The 20405-nt window shown below is 61.2% G+C and carries 22 protein-coding genes; 12 read left to right on the top strand and 10 right to left on the bottom strand.

Going from position 1 to position 20405, the window contains the following annotated elements; all coding sequences use genetic code 11:
* Window positions 1-201: 201 nt before the first annotated feature.
* A complete protein-coding gene (locus BOP96_RS03230) occupies window positions 202-1014 on the top strand; it encodes an HDOD domain-containing protein (RefSeq protein ID WP_172832678.1) in 813 nt (270 codons plus the stop codon).
* Window positions 1015-1035: 21 nt separating this feature from the next.
* A complete protein-coding gene (gene mutM, locus BOP96_RS03225; protein ID WP_014720348.1) occupies window positions 1036-1848 on the top strand; it encodes a bifunctional DNA-formamidopyrimidine glycosylase/DNA-(apurinic or apyrimidinic site) lyase in 813 nt (270 codons plus the stop codon).
* 123 nt (window positions 1849-1971) lie between these two features.
* Here the strand turns inward: mutM and BOP96_RS03220 are convergent, their stop codons facing one another.
* The 5 genes from BOP96_RS03220 to BOP96_RS03200 all read right to left on the bottom strand — a co-directional run bounded on the left by BOP96_RS03220 (window position 1972) and on the right by BOP96_RS03200 (window position 6560).
* Window positions 1972-2223 (bottom strand): YfhL family 4Fe-4S dicluster ferredoxin, encoded by a 252-nt coding sequence (locus BOP96_RS03220; RefSeq protein WP_003195146.1) that lies wholly within the window; start codon window positions 2221-2223, stop codon window positions 1972-1974.
* Window positions 2224-2325: 102 nt separating this feature from the next.
* Window positions 2326-2805, bottom strand: coding sequence for a pantetheine-phosphate adenylyltransferase (coaD, locus tag BOP96_RS03215; RefSeq protein ID WP_003195136.1), 480 nt, complete (start codon window positions 2803-2805; stop codon window positions 2326-2328).
* 103 nt (window positions 2806-2908) lie between these two features.
* Window positions 2909-4504, bottom strand: coding sequence for a GMC family oxidoreductase (locus BOP96_RS03210; RefSeq protein WP_014720347.1), 1596 nt, complete (start codon window positions 4502-4504; stop codon window positions 2909-2911).
* Window positions 4505-4557: 53 nt separating this feature from the next.
* Window positions 4558-5103, bottom strand: a complete 546-nt coding sequence (locus BOP96_RS03205; RefSeq protein WP_020301931.1) for a hypothetical protein — start codon at window positions 5101-5103, stop codon at window positions 4558-4560.
* Window positions 5104-5132: 29 nt separating this feature from the next.
* Entirely contained in the window at window positions 5133-6560 is a 1428-nt protein-coding gene (locus BOP96_RS03200) for a coniferyl aldehyde dehydrogenase (protein ID WP_073451810.1), read from the bottom strand.
* A 145-nt stretch (window positions 6561-6705) separates the two neighbouring features.
* Between BOP96_RS03200 and BOP96_RS03195 the strand changes: the two genes are divergently transcribed.
* Both BOP96_RS03195 and BOP96_RS03190 read left to right on the top strand, forming a co-directional pair.
* Window positions 6706-7377, top strand: coding sequence for a TetR/AcrR family transcriptional regulator (locus BOP96_RS03195; RefSeq protein ID WP_005792294.1), 672 nt, complete (start codon window positions 6706-6708; stop codon window positions 7375-7377).
* 33 nt (window positions 7378-7410) lie between these two features.
* Window positions 7411-8265 (top strand): sulfurtransferase, encoded by an 855-nt coding sequence (locus tag BOP96_RS03190; RefSeq protein WP_073451807.1) that lies wholly within the window; start codon window positions 7411-7413, stop codon window positions 8263-8265.
* Between the two features lie 117 nt (window positions 8266-8382).
* Here BOP96_RS03190 and BOP96_RS03185 read toward each other — a convergent pair whose 3' ends face one another.
* The 4 genes from BOP96_RS03185 to BOP96_RS03170 are packed head-to-tail and all read right to left on the bottom strand — an operon-like array spanning window position 8383 to window position 12885.
* Complete coding sequence (locus BOP96_RS03185) at window positions 8383-9378, bottom strand: hydrolase (protein WP_073451805.1); 996 nt, start codon at window positions 9376-9378, stop codon at window positions 8383-8385.
* A gap of 51 nt (window positions 9379-9429) precedes the next feature.
* Window positions 9430-10047 carry a 16S rRNA (guanine(966)-N(2))-methyltransferase RsmD gene (gene rsmD, locus BOP96_RS03180; protein ID WP_014720342.1) on the bottom strand — a complete coding sequence of 206 codons (618 nt, stop codon included), beginning with the start codon at window positions 10045-10047 and terminating at the stop codon, window positions 9430-9432.
* Window positions 10047-11537, bottom strand: a complete 1491-nt coding sequence (locus tag BOP96_RS03175) for a M16 family metallopeptidase (protein ID WP_019817760.1) — start codon at window positions 11535-11537, stop codon at window positions 10047-10049. The genes rsmD and BOP96_RS03175 overlap by 1 nt, the downstream gene beginning before the upstream one ends.
* Entirely contained in the window at window positions 11530-12885 is a 1356-nt protein-coding gene (locus BOP96_RS03170) for a M16 family metallopeptidase (RefSeq protein ID WP_014720340.1), read from the bottom strand. The genes BOP96_RS03175 and BOP96_RS03170 overlap by 8 nt, the downstream gene beginning before the upstream one ends.
* 232 nt (window positions 12886-13117) lie before the next feature.
* Here BOP96_RS03170 and ftsY point away from each other — a divergent pair, with 232 nt between their 5' ends.
* The 4 genes from ftsY to rpoH all read left to right on the top strand — a co-directional run bounded on the left by ftsY (window position 13118) and on the right by rpoH (window position 17184).
* Entirely contained in the window at window positions 13118-14512 is a 1395-nt protein-coding gene (gene ftsY / locus BOP96_RS03165) for a signal recognition particle-docking protein FtsY (protein WP_020301927.1), read from the top strand.
* Window positions 14509-15180: a cell division ATP-binding protein FtsE gene (gene ftsE, locus BOP96_RS03160; protein WP_073451803.1), complete on the top strand. Its 672-nt coding sequence runs from the start codon at window positions 14509-14511 to the stop codon at window positions 15178-15180. Before ftsY ends, ftsE begins: the two co-directional genes overlap by 4 nt.
* Window positions 15177-16199, top strand: coding sequence for a permease-like cell division protein FtsX (ftsX, locus tag BOP96_RS03155; RefSeq protein WP_060766840.1), 1023 nt, complete (start codon window positions 15177-15179; stop codon window positions 16197-16199). The genes ftsE and ftsX overlap by 4 nt, the downstream gene beginning before the upstream one ends.
* A gap of 130 nt (window positions 16200-16329) precedes the next feature.
* Window positions 16330-17184 (top strand): RNA polymerase sigma factor RpoH, encoded by an 855-nt coding sequence (gene rpoH, locus BOP96_RS03150; protein WP_003176698.1) that lies wholly within the window; start codon window positions 16330-16332, stop codon window positions 17182-17184.
* A gap of 188 nt (window positions 17185-17372) precedes the next feature.
* Here the strand turns inward: rpoH and mtgA are convergent, their stop codons facing one another.
* Complete coding sequence (gene mtgA, locus BOP96_RS03145; RefSeq protein WP_073451801.1) at window positions 17373-18095, bottom strand: monofunctional biosynthetic peptidoglycan transglycosylase; 723 nt, start codon at window positions 18093-18095, stop codon at window positions 17373-17375.
* Window positions 18096-18169: 74 nt separating this feature from the next.
* Here mtgA and BOP96_RS03140 point away from each other — a divergent pair, with 74 nt between their 5' ends.
* From BOP96_RS03140 to trmB, 4 genes are all read left to right on the top strand, one after another.
* The gene (locus BOP96_RS03140; protein WP_014720336.1) at window positions 18170-18544 is read left to right on the top strand and encodes a DUF423 domain-containing protein; all 375 of its coding nucleotides are present in this window, start codon (window positions 18170-18172) and stop codon (window positions 18542-18544) included.
* A 79-nt stretch (window positions 18545-18623) separates the two neighbouring features.
* A complete protein-coding gene (gene thiS / locus BOP96_RS03135) occupies window positions 18624-18824 on the top strand; it encodes a sulfur carrier protein ThiS (RefSeq protein ID WP_020301926.1) in 201 nt (66 codons plus the stop codon).
* 45 nt (window positions 18825-18869) lie between these two features.
* Window positions 18870-19664, top strand: a complete 795-nt coding sequence (locus BOP96_RS03130; protein ID WP_014720334.1) for a thiazole synthase — start codon at window positions 18870-18872, stop codon at window positions 19662-19664.
* Window positions 19665-19673: 9 nt separating this feature from the next.
* Window positions 19674-20399 (top strand): tRNA (guanosine(46)-N7)-methyltransferase TrmB, encoded by a 726-nt coding sequence (gene trmB / locus BOP96_RS03125; RefSeq protein WP_003195101.1) that lies wholly within the window; start codon window positions 19674-19676, stop codon window positions 20397-20399.
* The last annotated feature ends 6 nt before the right edge of the window (window positions 20400-20405 follow it).

The raw sequence follows: 20405 nt of genomic DNA, 5'->3' as shown, positions 1-20405 counted from the left end.
CGGGCGGCGCGGTGTATCAGACGTACGGTGGTGATGCTATCGCAGGCAAGCCAGCTCCCACATTCGATCGGGTTTCACTTGGGTTTTTGGGTGTCGGCCACGTCTGCATAAGGGGTAGAATTCGCGCCTAGCCCAGAGTGTGTACTTATGTCCCAAGAGCTTTCCCCCGAGCAGATCCAACAGGCCCTGCAAGGCATCAGCGTGCCGCCTCAACCGCAAATCATGGTGGATTTGCAGATGGAGCAGTACATGCCCGATCCGGACCTGGAAGTGATTGCGCGGCTGATCTCCCAGGACCCGGGCTTGTCCGGCGCGCTGCTCAAGATCGTCAATTCGCCGTATTACGGCCTGAGCAACAAAATCGCTTCGATCCAGCGTGCGGTGAACCTGCTGGGCAGCCGTTCGATCATCAATTTGATCAACGCGCAGTCGATCAAGGGTGAGATGTGCGACGACACCATCGTCACCCTCAACCGCTTCTGGGACACCGCCCAGGATGTGGCCATGACCTGCCTCACCCTGGCCAAGCGCACCGGTTCCCAGGCCGTGGACGAAGCCTATGCCTTGGGCCTGTTCCATGATTGTGGCGTGCCGCTGATGCTCAAGCGCTTTCCCAATTACATGGCGGTGCTGGAAGAGGCCTACGCCAATGCCGCCCCGGATTGCCGCGTGGTCGACACCGAAAACAAAGCGTTCCACACCAACCATGCGGTAGTCGGCTACTACACCGCCAAGTCCTGGCGCCTGCCGGAGCATGTCACCGACGCCATCGCCAATCACCATAACGCCCTGGCGATTTTCAGCGATGAGACGTCGCGCAACCCACAGCTCAAGAACCTGCTGGCCATTTTGAAGATGGCCGAGCATATCTGTTCGTCCTATCGCGTACTGGGCAATCAGCCAGTGGATCATGAGTGGAACGCCATTGGCCATCTGGTGCTGGATTACGTGGGCCTGTCGGACTACGACTTCGAGAGCCTGAAGTTGTCGATCCGCGAACTGGGCGCGCACTGACCCGTCATTCAAGAGGTACATATGCCCGAGTTACCAGAAGTCGAAACCACCCGACGCGGCATTGCCCCGCACCTGGAAGGCCAGCGCGTCAGCCGCGTGGTGGTGCGTGAGCGGCGCCTGCGCTGGCCGATTCCGGAAGATCTGGATGTGCGCCTGTCAGGGCAGCGCATCGTGCTGGTGGAGCGCCGGGCCAAATACCTGTTGATCAATGCCGAAGTGGGCACCTTGATCAGCCACCTGGGCATGTCGGGCAACTTGCGCCTGGTGGAAGTCGGCATGCCCGCGGCCAAGCATGAGCACGTGGATATCGAGCTGGAATCGGGCATGGCCCTGCGCTACACCGACCCGCGGCGCTTCGGTGCGATGCTCTGGAGCCACGACCCGCACAACCATGAGCTGCTGATGCGGCTGGGGCCGGAGCCGTTGACCGACCTGTTTGATGGCGAGCGCTTGTTCCAGCTGTCTCGCGGTAAGTCCATGGCGGTGAAGCCGTTCATCATGGACAACGCGGTGGTGGTGGGCGTGGGCAATATCTATGCGACCGAGGCGCTGTTTGCAGCGGGGATTGACCCACGCCGCGCCGCTGGCGGGATTTCACGCGGGCGCTATTTGAAGCTGGCGATTGAGATCAAGCGGGTGCTGGCCGCTGCCATCGAGCGGGGCGGCACCACGTTGCGGGACTTTATCGGCGGCGATGGGCAGCCGGGGTATTTCCAGCAGGAACTGTTCGTGTATGGCCGGGGCGGCGAGGCATGCAAGGTCTGCGGCACTGAGCTGCGCAATGTGGTGCTGGGGCAGCGGGCGAGTGTGTTTTGCCCCAGGTGTCAGAGCTGATTGCTGGGTGAAGGCTGATATTGCTATCGCAGGCAAGCCAGCTCCCACATTTGAATGTATTCATATATCCAAGTGTGGGAGCTGGCTTGCCTGCGATGAGGCCCTTAGGGGCAATGAAGAGGTTTAGGCCTTACCGGTAATCTTGCGGTACTTCTCCATCAACTGCTCTTCCGTCTCAGGGTGTGCCTCGTCCAGCGGAATGCAATCCACCGGGCATACCTGCTGGCACTGCGGTTCGTCGTAGTGACCGACGCACTGGGTGCACAGGTTAGGGTCGATCACGTAGATCTCTTCGCCCTGGGAAATGGCGGCGTTCGGGCACTCGGGTTCGCAGACGTCGCAGTTGATGCAATCGTCGGTGATGATCAGGGACATGGAAACTCCTGCCAGGGCACTCTGCCAAGGCATCTGAAAACTAATGCGCGCAATTGTGCCGCATTGGCGCCCGCAGTGCGAGCAGGCACCGACCGAGCAGCCTTACTTCTTGAAGCGCAGCGTCAGCGCATCGGCCACGGCTGGATGCACGAACTTGGTGATATCTCCGCCCAAAGCGGCGATTTCACGAACCAACGTCGAGGAAATGAACGAATAACGCTCCGACGGCGTCAGGAACAGGCTTTCCACGTCCGGCGCCAATTGGCGGTTCATGTTGGCCAGCTGGAATTCGTATTCGAAGTCCGACACCGCACGCAGGCCACGCAGGAACACATTGGCGTTCTGCTCCTTGGCGAAATGCGCCAGCAATGTCGAAAAGCCCACTACTTCCACATTCGGCAGGTGCTTGGTGACCTCTTGCGCCAGCTCCACACGTTGTTCCAGGGGAAACAGCGGGTTTTTCTTGGGGCTGGCCGCGACCGCGATGATCACATGGTCGAACAGGCGAGAGGCGCGTTCGACCAGATCGCCATGGCCTTTGGTAATCGGGTCGAAGGTACCTGGGTACAACACTCGGTTCATCGCGTCGTCCTGGCGGAGTCCGTTGGGGAACCGGATGGTATCGCAGCATTACCGGTGGGCCAAGTCGACTTATGTAGATAGATACCGTGAATACCCTGTCTTTTCATGCCGTTTTCAGACGTTCGGCCAATGCGCTCGCCAGTTGCGCGGTCAGTCCGTACACCGACAATTGCGGGTTGGCGCCAATGCTGGTGGGGAACAGCGAGCCATCGTGGATCGACAGGTTGCGCAACTGATGATGGCGACCCAGGCTGTCGGCAACGGCATTTTTTGGGTCTTCACCCATGGCGCAACCGCCCATCACGTGAGCGCTGCCCAGGGTGGTGCGATGCAGTTCCAGGTTCAGACCGTCGATCACGCTGCGGGCTTCGGCCAAGTTGTTCACAAAGCGCGCGTCGTGATGCAGGGGCTTGACCGATTTGGCCCCCGCCGCGAACTGAATCTCGGCCATGCTGTGGAAGGCCCGGCGCAGGCCGTCCCAGGCGTAGGGCGAGACCTGATAGTCGAGCACTGGGGTGCCGTCACCGCGTAACTCCACCGTGCCGCCTGGGCTGTCGGGGTGAAAGCCGTCGCGCAGCAGGGCGAGCATGGCGTGTGTGTGGGGTAATTGGTTCATGTCCAGGGCGTTCTGGTTGCCATAGCCACCAAACAGGGTGCTCGCCAGGCCTGGATGCAGGGGCGGTGCTTCCAGTTTGTAGGACATTTTTCCGGTAGTGCCGTCCTGCCATTGGAAATGGTCGGAGTAGATGGATTGCGGCGCACCGTAGAAGGGGTTGATCACCTCGTCGAACAGCCCGGCGGAGAAGTTGACCAGGTGCAGGAAGGTGCGCTTGCCCAGCCGCGAGTGTGGGTCGGGCGCGTCGGAGCGCATCAGCAGGGCCGGGCTGTTGATGCCGCCGCCCGCCAGCACATAGTGCTTGGCTTTCACGCTGATCTTGCGCCCGGTGGGCGCTACGCAGCGTTCGTCCATGGCCACGCATTCGAGGCTGCTGATGGTGTCGCCGCTGTATTTCAGCCGTTCGGCGCGGGCCAGGTAAAGCAGTTCGCCACCCTTTTCCAGGGTGGACGGGATGGTGGTCACCAGCATTGACTGCTTGGCGTTGACCGGGCAGCCCATGCCGCAATACCCCAGGTTGAAGCAACCGCGCACATTGCGCGGGATCACATGCCAGCTGTAGCCGAGCTTTTCGCAGCCTTTGCGGATCACATCGTTGTTGGCATTCGGCGGCAGCGCCCACGGCGCGATGCCCAGGCGCTGCTCCATTTTTTCGAACCAGGGCGCCATTTCGGCGCTGCTGTGGCCTTTGACCGCATATTCGCTGGCCCAATGCGCGAGGGTAGCGTCAGGGGTGCGAAAGCTGGAGGTCCAGTTGATCAAGGTGGTACCGCCCACGGCCCGGCCCTGCAGGATGGTGATAGCGCCGTCCTTACTCATCCGCCCGATGCCTTCCTGGTAAAGGCTGGCGTAGGCTTCGTCTTCCAGCAGTTTGAAATCACTACTGGTCTTGAGCGGGCCTTCTTCGATCAGCAACACTTTGTAGCCGGCGGCGCTGAGGATTTCAGCCGTGGTACCGCCCCCGGCGCCGCTGCCGATGATGGCGACATCCGCTTCCAGGGTCAGGTCGTTATCCAGGGCGGCGCCATTGTGGGTTTTCCAGCCACGGGCCAGGCCGTCGCGGAACAGATCGGGTACGGGCATAGGTGTGCTCTCTTATTCTTGTCGGAAGATGCAATCTTGGGGGATGGCCCAGGCTAGATCTTGGGCGGGCCGGGGTAGCCGCAATGGGCCCAGGACTCGGGCCGGAAGTACCAGGCCATGATCACTAGCTTGAGCAACGAGCCCTGGCCCATGCGCAGCAGGTTCAGGTAGCTGTTTTCCCAGCGGTGCAGGAAATTGCGGATCTGTTCGCTGCTGGCGTTTTCCCAACTGCCCCAGATACCGGTCAGCGGGCCGCGGGTAATGCCCATGCCCAGTACGTCGAATAATTGCTGGGTGAGCTTGAACATCTCGGGGGACAAGTGCTGCAGGCTGTAATCGAGCTTTTTCAGGGTGCCCTCAATACCGGCAAGCACTTGTTCAGCACTGGCCGCGCCTTCCAGCAGCACCGGGATTACCGCCCGCAAGAATGGCAAGTCGCTGGTGCGCAACATCGCAAAGCCGCTGGCCGGCGTACTGCTGGAGCAACCGCTGAGGCTGGCGCCCAACCCGGCGGTGGCGAGGAAGGCGCTGGCACACAGGCCGATTTTCAAGACGCCGCGCCGTGACAGCGCGGGTGAATCAGTCAGGCTGGGGTTCATTGTTTTTATAGTCCCGAAGGTGGCGGTTATCAGCGGATAAACAGCTTCTGGATCAGCTTCTGGATCGACTTGCCATAAGGCGGGTAGATCAACTTCGCTGCGTTCAGGCGCTGTTTGACCAGCACACCCTTGGCCTTGCTGAACGTCAGGAAACCTTCGTGACCGTGGTAATGGCCCATGCCTGACGGGCCGATGCCACCGAACGGCATATCGTCCTGAGCGACGTGCAGCAAGGTGTCGTTCAGGCACACGCCACCGGAGTGGGTTTCGTGGAGCACCCGCGCTTGTTCGCCTTTGTTGTAGCCGAAGTAATACAAGGCCAGTGGTCGAGGTCGCTGGTTGATGTAGGCAAAGGCTTGGTCAAGGCCGCGATACGGCACGATGGGCAGGAGCGGGCCGAAGATTTCGTCCTGCGTCACGGTCATGTCGTCGCTGACATTCAACAGCAGGCTGTGGACCATTCGCCGCGCCTGGCCTTGCTCGTACAGTGGGATCAAAGTGGCGCCTTTGTCGGTGGCGTCCTTGGCGTAGGCATTGAGCCGGGCCAGTTGGCGTTCGTTGATGATGGCGGTGTAGTCCGGGTTGTCGACCAGCGTCGGATAAAACCCGCGCACGGCTTTGGAATAGGCCTCGACAAAGCCTTCCACGCGATCTTCCGGTACTAGCACATAATCTGGCGCCACGCAGGTTTGCCCGGCGTTCAAGGTTTTGCCGAAGGCGATGCGTTCGGCGGCGTCCTTGAGTGGCACATCGGCCGAGACAATGGCTGGCGATTTGCCGCCTAGCTCCAGAGTCACCGGCGTGAGGTTTTCGGCCGCCGCACGCATCACGTGCTTGCCTATGCTGGTAGCGCCGGTGAACAGCAGGTGATCGAAGCGCAACTTGGAAAACGCCATGCCCACGTCAGCTTCGCCCAGCACGACGCACACCAGATCCTCGGGGAAGATCTTGGCCAGCAACGCCTTGAGCAACTCACCGGTGGCCGGCGTGGACTCACTGAGCTTGAGCATCACTCGGTTACCGGCCGCCAATGCCCCCACCAACGGGCCGATGGCCAGGTATAGCGGGTAGTTCCACGGCACGATGACGCCGACGACGCCCAATGGCTGGTAAATGACTTTGGCTGAGGCGGGCTGGAAGGCAATGCCTACAGCGCGGCGGGAAGGTTTCATCCAGCCCTTGAGGTGTTTGCTCGCGTAGTGAATGCCATGCAGGCTAGGCATCAATTCGGCAAACAGGGTTTCGTCGGCGCTGCGATGGCTGAAATCCTGGCTGATCGCATAGATCAGCGCCTGGCGTTCGTCGCTCAGCAGATCCCGCAAAGCCTTGAGCCATTGCTGGCGCTGCCCGGCCGGCGGCATCGGGTTGGCGACGAAGGCGCGGCGTTGGGCGTTGAACAGGTTCTGGAGCTGATCCAGCGCCTGGGAATCTTGCAGGTAGGCAACGTTGGCAGACATGGCGCGGCACCGATTGTTATTGGTCTGCCTGGATTTTTAGAGTCATTGCTCTAAATTGTCAAATAACATTGCAGTAACATCCAGATTTATCCTGGCCGGGTTAGGCCGTAATATGCCCCATCCCGTGTATAGAAGCTGATCCCCTATGGCACCACGAGTAAAGACCAGCGAGCGCATTGTGCAAACCAGCCTGGAGCTTTTTAACCAGCAGGGCGAGCGCAGTGTCAGTACCAACCACATTGCCGCCCACATGGAAATTTCCCCGGGCAACTTGTACTACCACTTCCCTAACAAGCAGGCGATCATCGCCGTGCTGTTCCGCGAATATGAAGCGCTGGTAGACAGTTTCCTGCGCCCACCACAGGGACGCACGATGGTGGTGGAGGATAAACGCTTTTATCTGCAAGCCGTATTGGCCGGCATGTGGCGTTATCGCTTCCTGCACCGCGACCTCGAACACCTGCTGGAGAGCGACCCGGAACTGGCGACTGGCTACCGGCGGTTTTCCCAGCGTTGCCTGATCCAGGGCGGCGCGATCTACCAAGGCTTTGTCGATGCCGGCATTCTCAATATGGACCCGGTGCAAACCGAAGCCCTGACCCTGAATGCGTGGATCATCCTTACCTCGTGGGTGCGTTTTTTGTGTACCACCAATGAAAAATCCACCCACCTGAGCGCCGAGGCGATCAAGCGCGGGGTGTACCAGGTGCTGGTGCTGGAGGCGGGGTTCGTTACGCCACAGGCTAAAGAGGCGGTGGATGCCTTGTTCAAAGAGTTTTACGTGCCGTTGAATCAGGCACTGGAAGAAGTGAAGTAAGACCTTTCCCCTTTGTATGCACAGGAGTCAGTCATGCCGCTTGCCCAACTGATCAGCCCCCCGCAATTGGCCGAGCGCCAACAGTCGAGCGGGTGGGTGATCCTGGATTGCCGCTTTGCCCTGGAAGACCCGGACTACGGCTTGTGCAGTTACGCCGAAGGGCATATCGAGGGCGCGCAATACGCCGACCTTGAGCGCCACCTGAGCGGCCCGGTGACCAAGGGCGTGACCGGTCGTCATCCTTTGCCGGCGGCGGACACGTTCGCCAGGCAACTGCGGGCCTGGGGCATCAGTGCCGACACCGATGTGGTGCTGTATGACGACGGCCCCGGTGCCTACGCCGCCCGTGCCTGGTGGCTGCTGTCCTGGCTGGGCAAGCGTGATGGCGTGTTTATTCTGGATGGTGGCCTCAAGGCCTGGCATGCCGCCGGTTTCCCCTTGAGCCTGGACGCGCCTGTGGTTGCGCCAGGTACCTTCGACGGTACGCCGGATAATCGTCTGTTGCTGGATGCCGAACACCTGCAAAAACGCCTGGGCCAACCTGGCCTGACCTTGATCGACGCCCGCGCCCAGCCGCGCTTTCGTGGCGAAGTGGAGCCCATCGATCCGATTGCCGGGCATATCCCTGGTGCGCAATGTGCGGCGTTCAGTGAAAACCTGGGCAGTGATGGTCGTTTCTTGCCGGCTGATCAGCTCAAGCAACGCTTTGCCGCGCAGTTGCAAGGGCGCCCGGCTCAGGAGCTGGTGGCGTATTGCGGGTCTGGGGTGACGGCGTGCCATAACCTGTTTGCGTTGAGCCTGGCGGGGTACCCGTTGGGCAAGTTGTATGCGGGGTCGTGGAGTGAGTGGATTACCGATCCAGCCCGGGAGATAGCAACGGGCGACTAAGGCTCGATCTGCAAACCCAATCAAATGTGGGAGCGGGCTTGCTCGCGAATGCAGGGTGTCAGTCGATACAGGTGTGACTGATACACCGCATTCGCGAGCAAGCCCGCTCCCACATGTTTAACCGCGTTGTGTCAGTAACCAGGCAGGGATCCGGCGCTCCAGGTAGTAACCAGGGCGCTTCAGCGAACCCTCCACAAACCCCACATGCCCGCCCTTGGCCAGCAACTCGAACTCAGTACAGTCCGACAGTTCACGCGCATCAGGCAAGCTGTGCGCAAACACAAAAGGGTCATCGGCCGCCTGGATAATCAACGTAGGCGTACGGATATCGCCCAGGTAATAGCGGCTCGATGCGCGGCGATAATAGTTTTCAGCACTGATGAAACCATGCAGCGGCGCGGTTACCCGCCCGTCGAAGTCCCAGAATGTGCGCATCTTTTCCAGGGAACCAAGGGCCTCCAGGGTTTTGAGCCCATCCTCACGACCGTCCTGCAGGAACTGGCGTTGCTTGACGCGGATGTACGCCAGCATCTCGCGCATGAAGTGCTTCTGATACACCCGCGAGAACCCCAGGCCGATGCGATCGGCGCATTGATCCAGGCGAAACGGCACCGATACCGCCGCCGCGCCCTGCAGACCCGAGGCCTTGCCGGTTTCCCCCAGATGCTTGAGCAACACATTGCCACCCAGGGAATAACCCACCGCATACAAGGGCGCCAACGGCCGCTTGGCGCGCAGATGAGCAATCGCTGCCGCCAGGTCTTCGCTGGCGCCGGAGTGATAACTGCGAGCCAGCAGGTTGGGCTCGCCCGAGCAGCCGCGCCAGTTCAACGCGGCACTGGCCCAGCCTTGGGTCGCGAGGACTTTTTGCAGGCCGGCCACATAGGGTGAATTGGACGAACCGGTCAGCCCATGCAGCACCAGCACCAAGGGCGCTTGCACGTCATGGGGGCCATGCCAGTCGAGATCGAGGAAGTCGCCATCCTCCAGCCACAGGCGCTCACGCTGACGCTCGATGTGGGTGGTCGGCCGCCACAGCGGCCCCCACAGTGTCTGCAAGTGGGGGTTGCCGAGGCCGAAGGCGGGTTTGAATAAATCGGAAGAGGGGGTCATGAAACTCTCGGTAGCCAGTGAGCTCGCCGTGGCAAGCTCCCCAGCCACAGGTTAAGCGGCGTTTTCGACCAAACGATGCCACAACGCGTAATACACCCGCCCGGACTTCTGCTCCCGGTGCAGGCGCCAGCCACTTGGCAGGCCGAGCGTGGAGGGCGCGGTCTCGCTCTCAGTGTAGATCCAGGCATCCGGTGCCAGCCACTGGCGTTCTTCCAGCAGAGTGCAGACGGCCGGTAGCAGGTTCTGGTTGAACGGTGGGTCGAGGAACACTACATCGTATTCAGTCGCCGCCTGGGTTTCCAGGTAGCGCAGCGCGTCGGCCGTCTGCACCTGGCCGGTGGTGCAACGCAGCGTGCCCAGGTGCTCCTTGAGGCTGGACACCGCCACATTGCTGGCGTCCAGCGCCTGGCCCTGAGCCGCGCCACGGGACAGCGCCTCTAGGAACAGCGCGCCGCTGCCGGCGAACGGGTCCAGCACTTTGGCCCCGCCTATGTACGGCGCGAGCCAGTTGAACAGGGTTTCACGCACGCGATCAGGCGTCGGGCGCAGGCCCACAACGTCGGGGAAGCTCAGCTTGCGGCTGCCCCATTCACCGCCAATGATGCGCAGTTGGCCCACACCGTTATGCACGTTGTGGACAGGTTTTTTCGGGCGAGATGAACTGGCCATTAATGCTCCGGAACCCCGAGCGGCTGCTCGGCAGGTTTATCAGTGGGGGGCGGTAGTGGCTTTTGCGCAATCGTCGGGCCGGCGGTCACGATGACCATCTTGTCGGCGCTCAAGTGTTTGTTCATTGCAGCCTTGACCTGATCGACGGTCAGGGCCTGGGATTGTTTCATGAAATCTTCCAGATAGCTCAGCGGCAGGTTGTAGAAACCCATGGCGCCCAACTGCCCGACGATATCGGCGTTGCTGGCGGTGGACAGCGGGAAGCTGCCGGCCAGCTCGCGCTTGGCGTCATCCAGTTCCTTTTGCGTCGGGCCGGTCTTGAGGTAGTCAGCCAATACGTCCTCCACCAGGCGCAAGGTGCCACCGCTCATTTCGGCGCGGGTCTGCAGGTTGATCATGAACGGGCCGCGCACCTGCATCGGTGAGAAACCGGAATACACGCCGTAGGTCAGGCCGCGCTTTTCACGCACTTCGCTCATCAAGCGAGTGCCGAAGCCACCGCCGCCGAGGATCTGGTTACCCAGGGACAAGGCTGCGTAATCCGGGTCGGCACGGTCGATGCCCAACTGCGCAAACAGCAGGTGGGTTTGCTTGGACGGGAACTCGATACGGCTCAGGCCGGCTTTTGGCTCGGTCGGCTGGGCGATCTTGGCCATCGCCGGGCCCTTGGGCAGCGAGGCGGACACCTTGGCCGTCATGGCTTCGGCTTCGGCGCGGGTCAGGTCGCCCACTACTGCAATTACCGCGTTACCCGCCGCATAGGCCTTGGCGTGGAACGCCTGCAACTGCGCCAGGGTAATCTTCGGCACGCTCTCGGGGGTGCCTTCGCTCGGGTGCGCGTAAGGGTGGTCGCCGTACAGGCGCTTGAACAGCTCGATGCTCGCCAGTTTGCCGGGGTTCTGCTTCTGGTACTCGAAACCGGCCAGGATCTGGTTCTTGATGCGTGCCAGCGAGTCTGCCGGGAATGTCGGCTGGCCGATCACCTGGTTGAACAGTGACAGGGCGGCGTCGCGCTTGGCGCTGTCGCTCAGGCTGCGCAGGGTCACCAGCGCCATGTCGCGGTAGGCGCCGTTGCCAAAGTCGGCCCCCAGGCCTTCGAACCCGCTGGCGATCTGGCTGACATCCTTGCCCGGCACGCCTTCGTTGAGCATGGCGTTGGTCATCAGTGCCAGGCCTGGCACGTCGCCATCCTGGCTGCTGCCGGCGGCGAACAGCAGGCGCATGTCGAACATCGGCAGTTCATGGGCTTCGACGAACAGCACCTTGGCGCCTTCGGTGGTGGTCCAGGTTTGTACGTCGAGCTTGCGGTTGGTCGGTGCCTTGCCATCCAGTTCCGCCAGGGATTGCAGGGTGCTGGCCGTTTGAGCCTTGTCCAGGGCCTGGCTGGCGACCGACTCGCTGGGGCGCAAGAAGTAAACGGCGCTGGCCGCCATCAGGGTGACGGCGATCAGGCCGGGCAGGATCAGGCGGCTGTTTTTGCGATCACTCATGAGCGGTCTCCTCAGGCAAAACATGGGCGACGCTCAGACGTTCGCGGGTGAAATAAGTGCGTGCGGCCTTCTGGATGTCTTCCGGGGTCACGCTTTGCAGGTCGGCAAGCTCGGTGTCCATGAGTTTCCAGGACAGGCCGACCGTTTCCAGGGAGCCGATGGCCGTGGCCTGGCTGGTGATGGAATCACGCTGGTACACCAGGCCGGCAATCACCTGGGCACGGATGCGCTCCAGTTCTTCGGCGGTCGGCGGCTTGGCCTTCAACTCATCGAGCAGGCGCCACAGGCCGGCTTCGGCCTGGGCCACGGTTTTCTTCTTCTGCTGGTTCGGCGTGGCCGAGAGGGTAAACAGGCTGTCGCCACGGGTGTAGGCGTCGTAGTTGGTGGAAGCCGCGGACACCAGTTCCTCACCGCGTTCCAGTTGCTCGGAGATCCGTGCACTGTAGCCGCCGTCCAGCAGGGCCGAGATCAGGCGCAGGGCCTGCACCGAACGTTTGTCTTCAGCGGTGGCCAGGCCGGGCACGTTGAAGCCCAGGATCACACTCGGAAGTTGGGTCTGCACGTGCAGGGTCAGCAGGCGCTCGCCGGGCTCGGCCAGTTCCATCGGGATTTTTGCCGGCGGCACGTCACGCTTGGGGATCGGGCCGAAGTAACGTTGGGCGAGGTTTTTCACCTCGTCCGGGGTCACGTCGCCGACCACCACCAGGGTGGCGTTGTTCGGCACGTACCAGGATTGGTACCAGTGGCGCAGTTCCTCGACCTTCATGCGGTCCAGGTCGGCCATCCAGCCAATGGTCGGCGTGTGGTAGCCACTGGCCGGGAACGCCATGGCCTTGAAGCGCTCGAACGCCTTGGACATGGGGTTATCGTCGGTGCGCAGGCGGCGTTCTTCTTTGATTACCTCGATTTCACGGCTGAACTCGTCGGCCGGCAGGCGCAGGCTGGCCATGCGGTCGGCTTCCAGCTCAAAGGCCACGCCCAGGCGGTCACGGGCCAATACCTGGTAATACGCGGTGTAGTCGTCGCTGGTGAACGCATTTTCTTCGGCGCCCAGGTCGCGCAGGATCAGCGAGGCTTCGCCGGGGCCGACCTTGGCGCTGCCCTTGAACATCATGTGTTCCAGGGCGTGGGACAAACCGGTCTGGCCCGGGGTTTCGTAGCTTGAGCCAACCTTGTACCAGACCTGGGAAACCACCACCGGCGCGCGATGATCTTCGCGCACGACCACTTTAAGGCCGTTATCGAGGGTGAATTCATGGGTGGGTTGTGGATCGGCAGCCAAAGCTGAGAGAGGCAGACAAACTGTGCTGAACAGCAGGCCTGCGGCGCGGCGGGCTAGAGCATTCATTCGTTTTTAAACCTGTTGGGCTGCCCGCTTGGTCTTAGCGTCGGCGGGCGAGGAGGTGCTAGGATACTGGTCCGACTTAAGGACGGCCACTGCGGCTGTCTTGTGAAGGCCCTATTTAGGCCTTACAAAATGTTGCGCATGAACGAGCTGGCTAAAAAACAGTCTGTTACGCATCGAATTTTATTTACCGGCGCGCCCTGTGGCGCGTCGCTACCTTGAGATAGCCGTCTCCATGTTTGGTTCCAACGACGACAAGAAGACCCCAGCTGCGGCTGGCGAGAAGAAAGGCCTGTTCGGATGGCTGCGCAAAAAGCCGCAGGAAACCGTCGTCGAACAGCCACAGGTTCACGCTGAACCGACCCCTGAACCCGTAATAGAAGCCGAACCGGTTGCCGAGACGCCAGTTCCGGTGGTGTTACCGATGGCTGAGCCGGTGTTGCAGCCGGTCGTTGAGGCCGAGCCGGAACCTGAGCCTGAGCACAAGCCCTGGTTAGAGCTGCCGGTGGCCGAAGAACCCGTGGCATTGGTTGAGGATGTTCAGGCCGAGCACGTCGTGCCGCCGATTCCTGCAGTGGTTGAGCCGGCGCCGGTAGAGGCTGTGGCTGAAATACCGCCCGTCGTTGAAGTGCCTGCACCGGTTGTCGCTGCACCTGCCGTTATCGAGCCAGAGCCTGTCGTCGCCACCACCGAAACCAGCAAAACCGGATTCTTTGCACGCCTCAAGCAGGGCCTGAGCAAGACCAGCGCCAGTATTGGCGAAGGCATGGCCAGCCTGTTCCTGGGCAAGAAAGTCATTGATGACGAGCTGCTCGAAGACATCGAGACCCGCCTGCTCACCGCCGACGTGGGCGTCGAAGCCACCGCCGTGATCATCCAGAGCCTGACGCAGAAGGTCGCGCGCAAGCAGTTGACCGACGCCGATGCGCTGTACAAATCCCTGCAGGCTGAGCTGGCCGCCATGCTCAAACCGGTTGAAGCGCCGCTGGTGATCACGCCGAAAAAGCCGTTCGTCATCCTCGTTGTAGGGGTTAATGGCGCTGGCAAGACCACCACCATCGGCAAGCTGGCCAAGAAGCTGCAAGGTGAAGGCAAGAAAGTCATGCTCGCCGCCGGTGACACCTTCCGTGCCGCCGCCGTCGAGCAGTTGCAGGTGTGGGGCGAGCGCAACAAGATCCCGGTGATCGCCCAGCACACCGGCGCCGACTCGGCTTCGGTGATCTTCGATGCCGTGCAGGCCGCCAAGGCCCGTAACATTGACGTGCTGATCGCCGACACCGCCGGTCGCCTGCACACCAAAGACAACTTGATGGAAGAACTGAAGAAAGTGCGCCGCGTGATCGGCAAGCTCGACGCCGATGCACCCCATGAAGTCCTGCTGGTGCTCGACGCCGGTACTGGCCAGAACGCCATCAGCCAGGCCAAGCAATTCAACCAGACGGTGCAGCTGACCGGCTTGGCATTGACTAAGCTCGACGGCACGGCCAAGGGCGGTGTGATTTTCGCCCTGGCCAAACAGTTCGGGTTGCCGATTCGCTATATCGGCGTCGGTGAAGGCATCGACGACCTGCGCACCTTTGAAGCCGAACCCTTTGTACAGGCACTGTTTGCCGAGCGGGAGCGTTCATGATTCGATTCGAACAGGTCGGTAAACGCTATGCCAACGGGCATGTGGGCTTGCATGAGCTGAGCTTTCGAGTGCGTCGCGGCGAATTCTTGTTTGTCACCGGCCATTCGGGCGCGGGCAAAAGTACGCTGTTGCGCCTGCTGCTGGCCATGGAACGCCCGACGACCGGCAAGTTGCTGCTGGCGGGCCAGGACCTGGCCACTATCAGCAATGCGCAAATTCCATTCCTGCGCCGCCAGATCGGCGTGGTGTTCCAGAACCACCAGTTGCTGTTCGACCGTACGGTGTTCAACAATGTGGCCCTGCCGTTGCAGATCCTCGGGTTGTCCAAGGCCGAGATCGTCAATCGCGTGGACTCGGCCCTGGAGCGCGTGGCGTTGTCGGACAAGACCGACCTCTTTCCCGGCGACCTGTCCACCGGCCAGCAGCAGCGTGTCGGTATCGCCCGCGCCATCGTCCATCGCCCGGCTTTGCTGCTGGCGGACGAACCCACCGGTAACCTCGACCCGCGCCTGGCGGCCGAGATCATGGGGGTGTTCGAAGACATCAACCGCCTGGGCACCAGCGTCTTGATCGCCAGCCACGACCTGGCCCTGATTGCCCGTATGCGCCATCGCATGCTGACCCTGCAACGCGGCCGCCTGATCGGCGACGGGGAGGCGGGCGTATGAGTGCTACGCGCAGCCCTAAAGTATCCGAACGGGTGGCTCCGAAGCCGGCCGACCCGCAACCGAAAAAGAAAAAACACGACGAAGACGACGGCCCGGACTTCGGCACCCTGGTGCACGCCTGGATCGAAAGCCACCGCGCCAGCCTGCTGGACAGCCTGCGGCGCCTGGGCAAACAGCCGATCGGTAGTTTTTTCACTTGCCTGGTGATGGCGGTGGCCTTGAGCCTGCCGATGGGCTTGTCGCTGTTGCTTAATAATGTGGAGCGCCTGGGCGGTTCCTGGCAGCGGGCGGCGCAGATTTCGCTGTACCTGAACCTGGACACCAGCAGCAAGGAAGGCGAAGCGCTGCGTGATGATATCAAGAACATCCCGGGGGTAGCCGAGGCCGAGTACATCAGCCGCGACCAGGCTCTCGAAGAGTTCCAGCAGCAATCGGGCCTGGGCGAGGCGCTCAAGGAGCTGCCGCAGAACCCGCTGCCGGGCGTGGTGCTGGTAACGCCGAACGAGGTCGACAAGCCGGCGCTGGAAGCCCTGCGACAAAAACTCGCAGGGATGCCGAAGGTGCAACAGGCCCAACTTGATCTAGTCTGGGTAGAGCGCCTGGCCGCGATCCTCAAGCTGGGCGACCGCTTTGTGTTCGGCCTGACGGTGTTATTAGTGTCTGCATTACTTTTGGTGATAGGTAATACCATTCGTCTTCATATTGAAAACCGTCGCACCGAGATAGAAGTGATTAAACTGGTGGGCGGCACAGACAGCTATGTGCGTCGGCCTTTCCTGTACATGGGCGCGCTGTATGGCCTGGGTGCGGGGATCTTGTCCTGGGGCGTACTGGCGTTTGGCCTGGATTGGTTGAACGACGCGGTTGTCGGCCTGGCGGGGCTCTACGGCAGTGATTTCGCTCTGGCCGGTGTGCCGGTAGCCGATGGTCTGAGTCTCTTGCTTGGCGCGGTGTTGTTGGGGTATATCGGTGCGTGGATTGCGGTGGCACGGCATTTACGTGAGCTGGCGCCGAAGTAGTTAATGCCAGATTAATGTGGTTTCGTTTGTATTGACCGTATCAGCTGTTTAGGGAACTTGTCCTACGGTTCCCAGGTCAATTTTCGCAGTGCTGAACTGCACGAGTTATGTGAGTCGGAGGTTTTTTCGTATGACCACTTCTTTGCAACCTGCTTATGCCTTGGTCCCGGGTGCGAACCTGGAAGCCTATGTGCACACGGTCAACAGCATTCCATTGCTGACGCCCGAGCAGGAGCGTGAACTGGCCGAGAGTCTCTACTATGAGCAGGATTTGGGGGCGGCTCGGCAGATGGTGCTCGCCCACCTGCGTTTTGTCGTACATATCGCCCGTAGCTATAGCGGTTACGGTCTGGCCCAGGCCGACCTGATTCAGGAAGGCAACGTAGGCCTGATGAAGGCTGTGAAGCGCTTCAACCCTGAAATGGGCGTGCGCCTGGTGTCGTTTGCCGTGCACTGGATCAAGGCGGAAATCCACGAGTTCATCCTGCGCAACTGGCGCATCGTGAAAGTGGCCACCACCAAGGCCCAGCGCAAGCTGTTCTTCAACCTGCGCAGCCAGAAAAAACGCCTGGCGTGGCTGAACAACGAAGAAGTCCACCGCGTGGCCGAAAGCCTCGGTGTGGAGCCCCGTGAAGTGCGCGAGATGGAAAGCCGCCTGACCGGCCATGACATGGCCTTCGACCCAGCCGCCGAAGCGGATGACGACAGCGCCTTCCAATCGCCGGCCAACTATCTGGAAGACCACCGGTACGATCCGGCGCGTCAACTGGAGGACGCCGACTGGAGCGACAACTCCAACCACAACCTGCACGAAGCGCTGGAAGTGCTGGACGACCGCAGCCGTGACATCCTCTACCAGCGTTGGCTGGCAGAAGAAAAAGCCACGCTGCACGACCTGGCGCAAAAGTACAACGTGTCGGCAGAACGGATTCGTCAGCTTGAGAAAAGCGCGATGAACAAGCTGAAGTTGTCGATCGCCGCTTAAAACGCAGCGAACAAAAAATGCCCCGGTCGAAAGATCGGGGCATTTTTGTATGTGTTCGAAAAGTCTCAAGTACAACTCGGTTTAATGTGGGAGCTGGCTTGCCTGCGATGAGGCCGTGTCAGATGAAGCATGGGTTACTGACCCACCGCTATCGCAGGCAAGCCAGCTCCCACAGGTCTCGTATTGTGTCAGTCGGACCAGGGTGCCTTTCGAGAGTTGTGCAGCTCCACCAGGTAACCCTCCCCACCCAACTGGCTCATCTGCTGGCGAATCCACGCCGCTCGCCGTGCCACATAGGCGGTCGGATGACTGGCACTCCACACCCGTGGATTGGGCAACACCGCCGCCAGGTAACTGGCCTGCTGCCGCGAAAGCCCCTTGGCACTTACGCCAAAATGGTGCCGCGCCGCCGCCTCTGCGCCAAACACGCCTTCATCCCATTCCACACTGTTGAGGTACACCTCAAGAATCCGCTGCTTGGGCCATAACACTTCGATCAAACCGGTAAACCACGCCTCCAGGCCTTTGCGCAAATAGCTGCGGCCGGCCCACAGGAACAGATTTTTCGACACCTGCTGGCTCAGGGTGCTGGCGCCGCGAATCGAGCCGCCACGCTCGTTGTGCAGGATCGCCGCCTGGATCGCGCCGAAATCAAAACCCCAATGTTGCGGGAAACGCTGGTCTTCACCGGCCATCACCGCCACTTTAAGGTCGTCGGAGATTTCATCCCACGGCACCCAGCTGCGTTGCAGGTCGATAGGCTCACCGTCGACCCAGGACTCGACCTTGCGCTCCACCATCAGCGCAGTGAACGGTGGCGGCACCACACGAAACAGCAGCACCAGCAACACACTACCGATGGCAAACCATTTCACGACGTTGAGAAAGCGTTTGAAGAGGACACGCAGCATAGAGATGGCTTGGCCGAACCCGTTGAGCGGGCCATTATACAGACCCTGCCCGATGAGTCTGACTGGAGTTCCCCATGCTGCGTAGCTTTCTGATGCTGGCTGCCTTTTTCGGCTTTACCGGCGTTGCGCTGGGCGCTTTCGCCGCCCACGGCCTGAAAAACCGCCTGAGCGCCGACTACCTGGCGATCTTCCATACCGGCGTGACCTACCAGTTGGTGCATGCCCTGGCACTGTTCGGCGTGGCCTTGCTGGCGGCGCATATTCCGGGCCGGTTGGTCACCTGGGCGGGTATTTCGTTTACCGTCGGTATCCTGCTGTTCTCGGGCAGCCTGTATGTGCTGACGATGACCGGCATCAGTAAACTGGGGATCATCACGCCGTTTGGCGGGCTGGCGTTCCTGCTCGGCTGGTTCTTCCTGGGCCTGGCGGCGTGGCGTTTGCAGCTTTGACCGCTTGACGCTTGGAGCTGACCTTCAGGTTCCAATCGCGCTAGAATGCGGGCCCCTAAAAACGATGGCGGCCCGTGGCATGCGCATTCAGTTGAACGGCGAACCCTTTGAACTGCCCGACGGCGAAACCGTTGCGGCCCTGCTGACCCGCCTGGACCTGACCGGGCGTCGCGTCGCAGTGGAGCTCAACCTGGATATCGTTCCGCGTAGCCAGCACGCCGAGACTGCGCTCACCGAAGGTGACCAGATCGAAGTGGTCCACGCCATCGGCGGCGGCTAGCCCGCCACGCATTCTGCAGAACCTCATCCAACCAGAGGATTTCCCATGAGCATCGTTCGTAGCGACAAGCCTTTCGTCCTGGCCGGTCGTACCTACCAGTCCCGTCTGCTGGTCGGCACCGGCAAGTACCGCGACATGGAAGAAACCCGCCTGGCCATCGAAGCCTCGGGTGCCGAGATCGTCACCTTCGCCGTACGCCGCACCAACCTCGGCCAGATCGAGGGCGAGCCGAACTTGCTCGAAGTGCTGTCGCCGGAGCGCTACACCTTTTTGCCAAACACTGCTGGCTGCTACGACGCCATCGAAGCCGTGCGCACCTGCCGCCTGGCCCGTGAGCTGCTCGACGGCCACAACCTGGTGAAGCTGGAAGTGCTGGCCGACCAGAAAACCCTGTTCCCCAATGTGATCGAAACCCTCAAGGCCGCCGAGACCTTGGTCAAGGAAGGCTTCGACGTGATGGTCTACACCAGCGATGACCCGATCATCGCCCGTCAGTTGGCAGAAATCGGCTGCATCGCGGTGATGCCGCTGGCTGGTCTGATCGGTTCCGGCCTGGGCATCTGCAATCCGTATAACCTGCAGATCATCCTCGAAGAAGCCAAGATCCCGGTATTGGTGGATGCGGGTGTGGGCACTGCCTCCGACGCGACCATCGCCATGGAACTGGGCTGCGACGCGGTGCTGATGAACTCGGCCATTGCCCATGCCCAGCAACCAATCATGATGGCCCAAGCCATGAACCACGCCATCGTCGCGGGCCGCCTGGCCTACCTCGCCGGGCGCATGCCGAAAAAACTCTATGCCAGCGCCTCTTCGCCGCTGGATGGTCTGATCAAGTAAGAGCTATTGATGACTGAATCAAACGAAACGCCGAACACCGTGGAAGAGGGCGACGAGTCCAAGCACCGCCGCATCAAGAGTTTTGTGATGCGCGCCGGCCGCATGACCGAAGGCCAGCAAAAGGGCCTGGAACAGGGCACGCCGCTGTTCGTACTGCCCCTGGCCGATGCGCCGGTGGACTATGACCAAGTGTTCGGCCGTTCGGCCCCGCGCTCCCTGGAAATCGGTTTCGGCATGGGCCATTCCCTGCTGGAAATGGCCGCAGCCGCGCCGGAGCAGGATTTCATCGGTGTGGAAGTGCACCGCCCAGGCGTCGGCGCACTGCTCAACGGTGTGCTGACCCAAGGCCTGAAAAACCTGCGGGTCTACGACTGCGATGCGATTGAAGTGCTCAACCGCTGCATCGCCGACAACAGCCTCGACCGCCTGATGCTGTTCTTCCCCGACCCTTGGCACAAGGCCCGTCACCACAAGCGCCGCATCGTCCAGGCGTCCTTCGCGGAACTGGTGCGCAGCAAGCTGAAAGTGGGCGGCATCCTGCACATGGCCACCGACTGGGAACCGTACGCGGAATACATGCTGGAAGTGATGAACGTCGCCCCCGGCTACCGCAACCTGGCCGAAGACGGCAAATGCGTGCCACGCCCGGCCGAGCGGCCGATCACCAAGTTCGAACGCCGTGGCGAGCGGTTGGGGCATGGGGTGTGGGATTTGAAGTTCGAGAAGCTGGCTTAAACAGTC

It is taken from the genome of Pseudomonas sp. FSL W5-0203, assembly GCF_001896155.1.
GTDB classification, from domain to species: Bacteria; Pseudomonadota; Gammaproteobacteria; order Pseudomonadales; family Pseudomonadaceae; genus Aquipseudomonas; species Aquipseudomonas paracarnis.
This window is presented reverse-complemented; position numbering and strand designations above follow the sequence as displayed.

What these genes read in the sequence shown, in the direction of transcription:
- BOP96_RS03140 (WP_014720336.1), top strand. Translation starts at nt 18,170, where the DNA reads ATGCTGCGTAGCTTTCTGATGCTGGCTGCCTTTTTCGGCTTTACCGGC.
- coaD (WP_003195136.1), bottom strand. Translation starts at nt 2,805, where the DNA reads ATGAACCGAGTGTTGTACCCAGGTACCTTCGACCCGATTACCAAAGGC.
- BOP96_RS03205 (WP_020301931.1), bottom strand. Translation starts at nt 5,103, where the DNA reads ATGAACCCCAGCCTGACTGATTCACCCGCGCTGTCACGGCGCGGCGTC.
- BOP96_RS03195 (WP_005792294.1), top strand. Translation starts at nt 6,706, where the DNA reads ATGGCACCACGAGTAAAGACCAGCGAGCGCATTGTGCAAACCAGCCTG.
- BOP96_RS03190 (WP_073451807.1), top strand. Translation starts at nt 7,411, where the DNA reads ATGCCGCTTGCCCAACTGATCAGCCCCCCGCAATTGGCCGAGCGCCAA.
- rsmD (WP_014720342.1), bottom strand. Translation starts at nt 10,047, where the DNA reads ATGGCCAGTTCATCTCGCCCGAAAAAACCTGTCCACAACGTGCATAAC.
- BOP96_RS03175 (WP_019817760.1), bottom strand. Translation starts at nt 11,537, where the DNA reads ATGAGTGATCGCAAAAACAGCCGCCTGATCCTGCCCGGCCTGATCGCC.
- BOP96_RS03220 (WP_003195146.1), bottom strand. Translation starts at nt 2,223, where the DNA reads ATGTCCCTGATCATCACCGACGATTGCATCAACTGCGACGTCTGCGAA.
- BOP96_RS03185 (WP_073451805.1), bottom strand. Translation starts at nt 9,378, where the DNA reads ATGACCCCCTCTTCCGATTTATTCAAACCCGCCTTCGGCCTCGGCAAC.
- mutM (WP_014720348.1), top strand. Translation starts at nt 1,036, where the DNA reads ATGCCCGAGTTACCAGAAGTCGAAACCACCCGACGCGGCATTGCCCCG.
- rpoH (WP_003176698.1), top strand. Translation starts at nt 16,330, where the DNA reads ATGACCACTTCTTTGCAACCTGCTTATGCCTTGGTCCCGGGTGCGAAC.
- ftsX (WP_060766840.1), top strand. Translation starts at nt 15,177, where the DNA reads ATGAGTGCTACGCGCAGCCCTAAAGTATCCGAACGGGTGGCTCCGAAG.
- BOP96_RS03170 (WP_014720340.1), bottom strand. Translation starts at nt 12,885, where the DNA reads ATGAATGCTCTAGCCCGCCGCGCCGCAGGCCTGCTGTTCAGCACAGTT.
- thiS (WP_020301926.1), top strand. Translation starts at nt 18,624, where the DNA reads ATGCGCATTCAGTTGAACGGCGAACCCTTTGAACTGCCCGACGGCGAA.
- mtgA (WP_073451801.1), bottom strand. Translation starts at nt 18,095, where the DNA reads ATGCTGCGTGTCCTCTTCAAACGCTTTCTCAACGTCGTGAAATGGTTT.
- BOP96_RS03130 (WP_014720334.1), top strand. Translation starts at nt 18,870, where the DNA reads ATGAGCATCGTTCGTAGCGACAAGCCTTTCGTCCTGGCCGGTCGTACC.
- BOP96_RS03210 (WP_014720347.1), bottom strand. Translation starts at nt 4,504, where the DNA reads ATGCCCGTACCCGATCTGTTCCGCGACGGCCTGGCCCGTGGCTGGAAA.
- BOP96_RS03200 (WP_073451810.1), bottom strand. Translation starts at nt 6,560, where the DNA reads ATGTCTGCCAACGTTGCCTACCTGCAAGATTCCCAGGCGCTGGATCAG.
- ftsY (WP_020301927.1), top strand. Translation starts at nt 13,118, where the DNA reads ATGTTTGGTTCCAACGACGACAAGAAGACCCCAGCTGCGGCTGGCGAG.
- ftsE (WP_073451803.1), top strand. Translation starts at nt 14,509, where the DNA reads ATGATTCGATTCGAACAGGTCGGTAAACGCTATGCCAACGGGCATGTG.
- trmB (WP_003195101.1), top strand. Translation starts at nt 19,674, where the DNA reads ATGACTGAATCAAACGAAACGCCGAACACCGTGGAAGAGGGCGACGAG.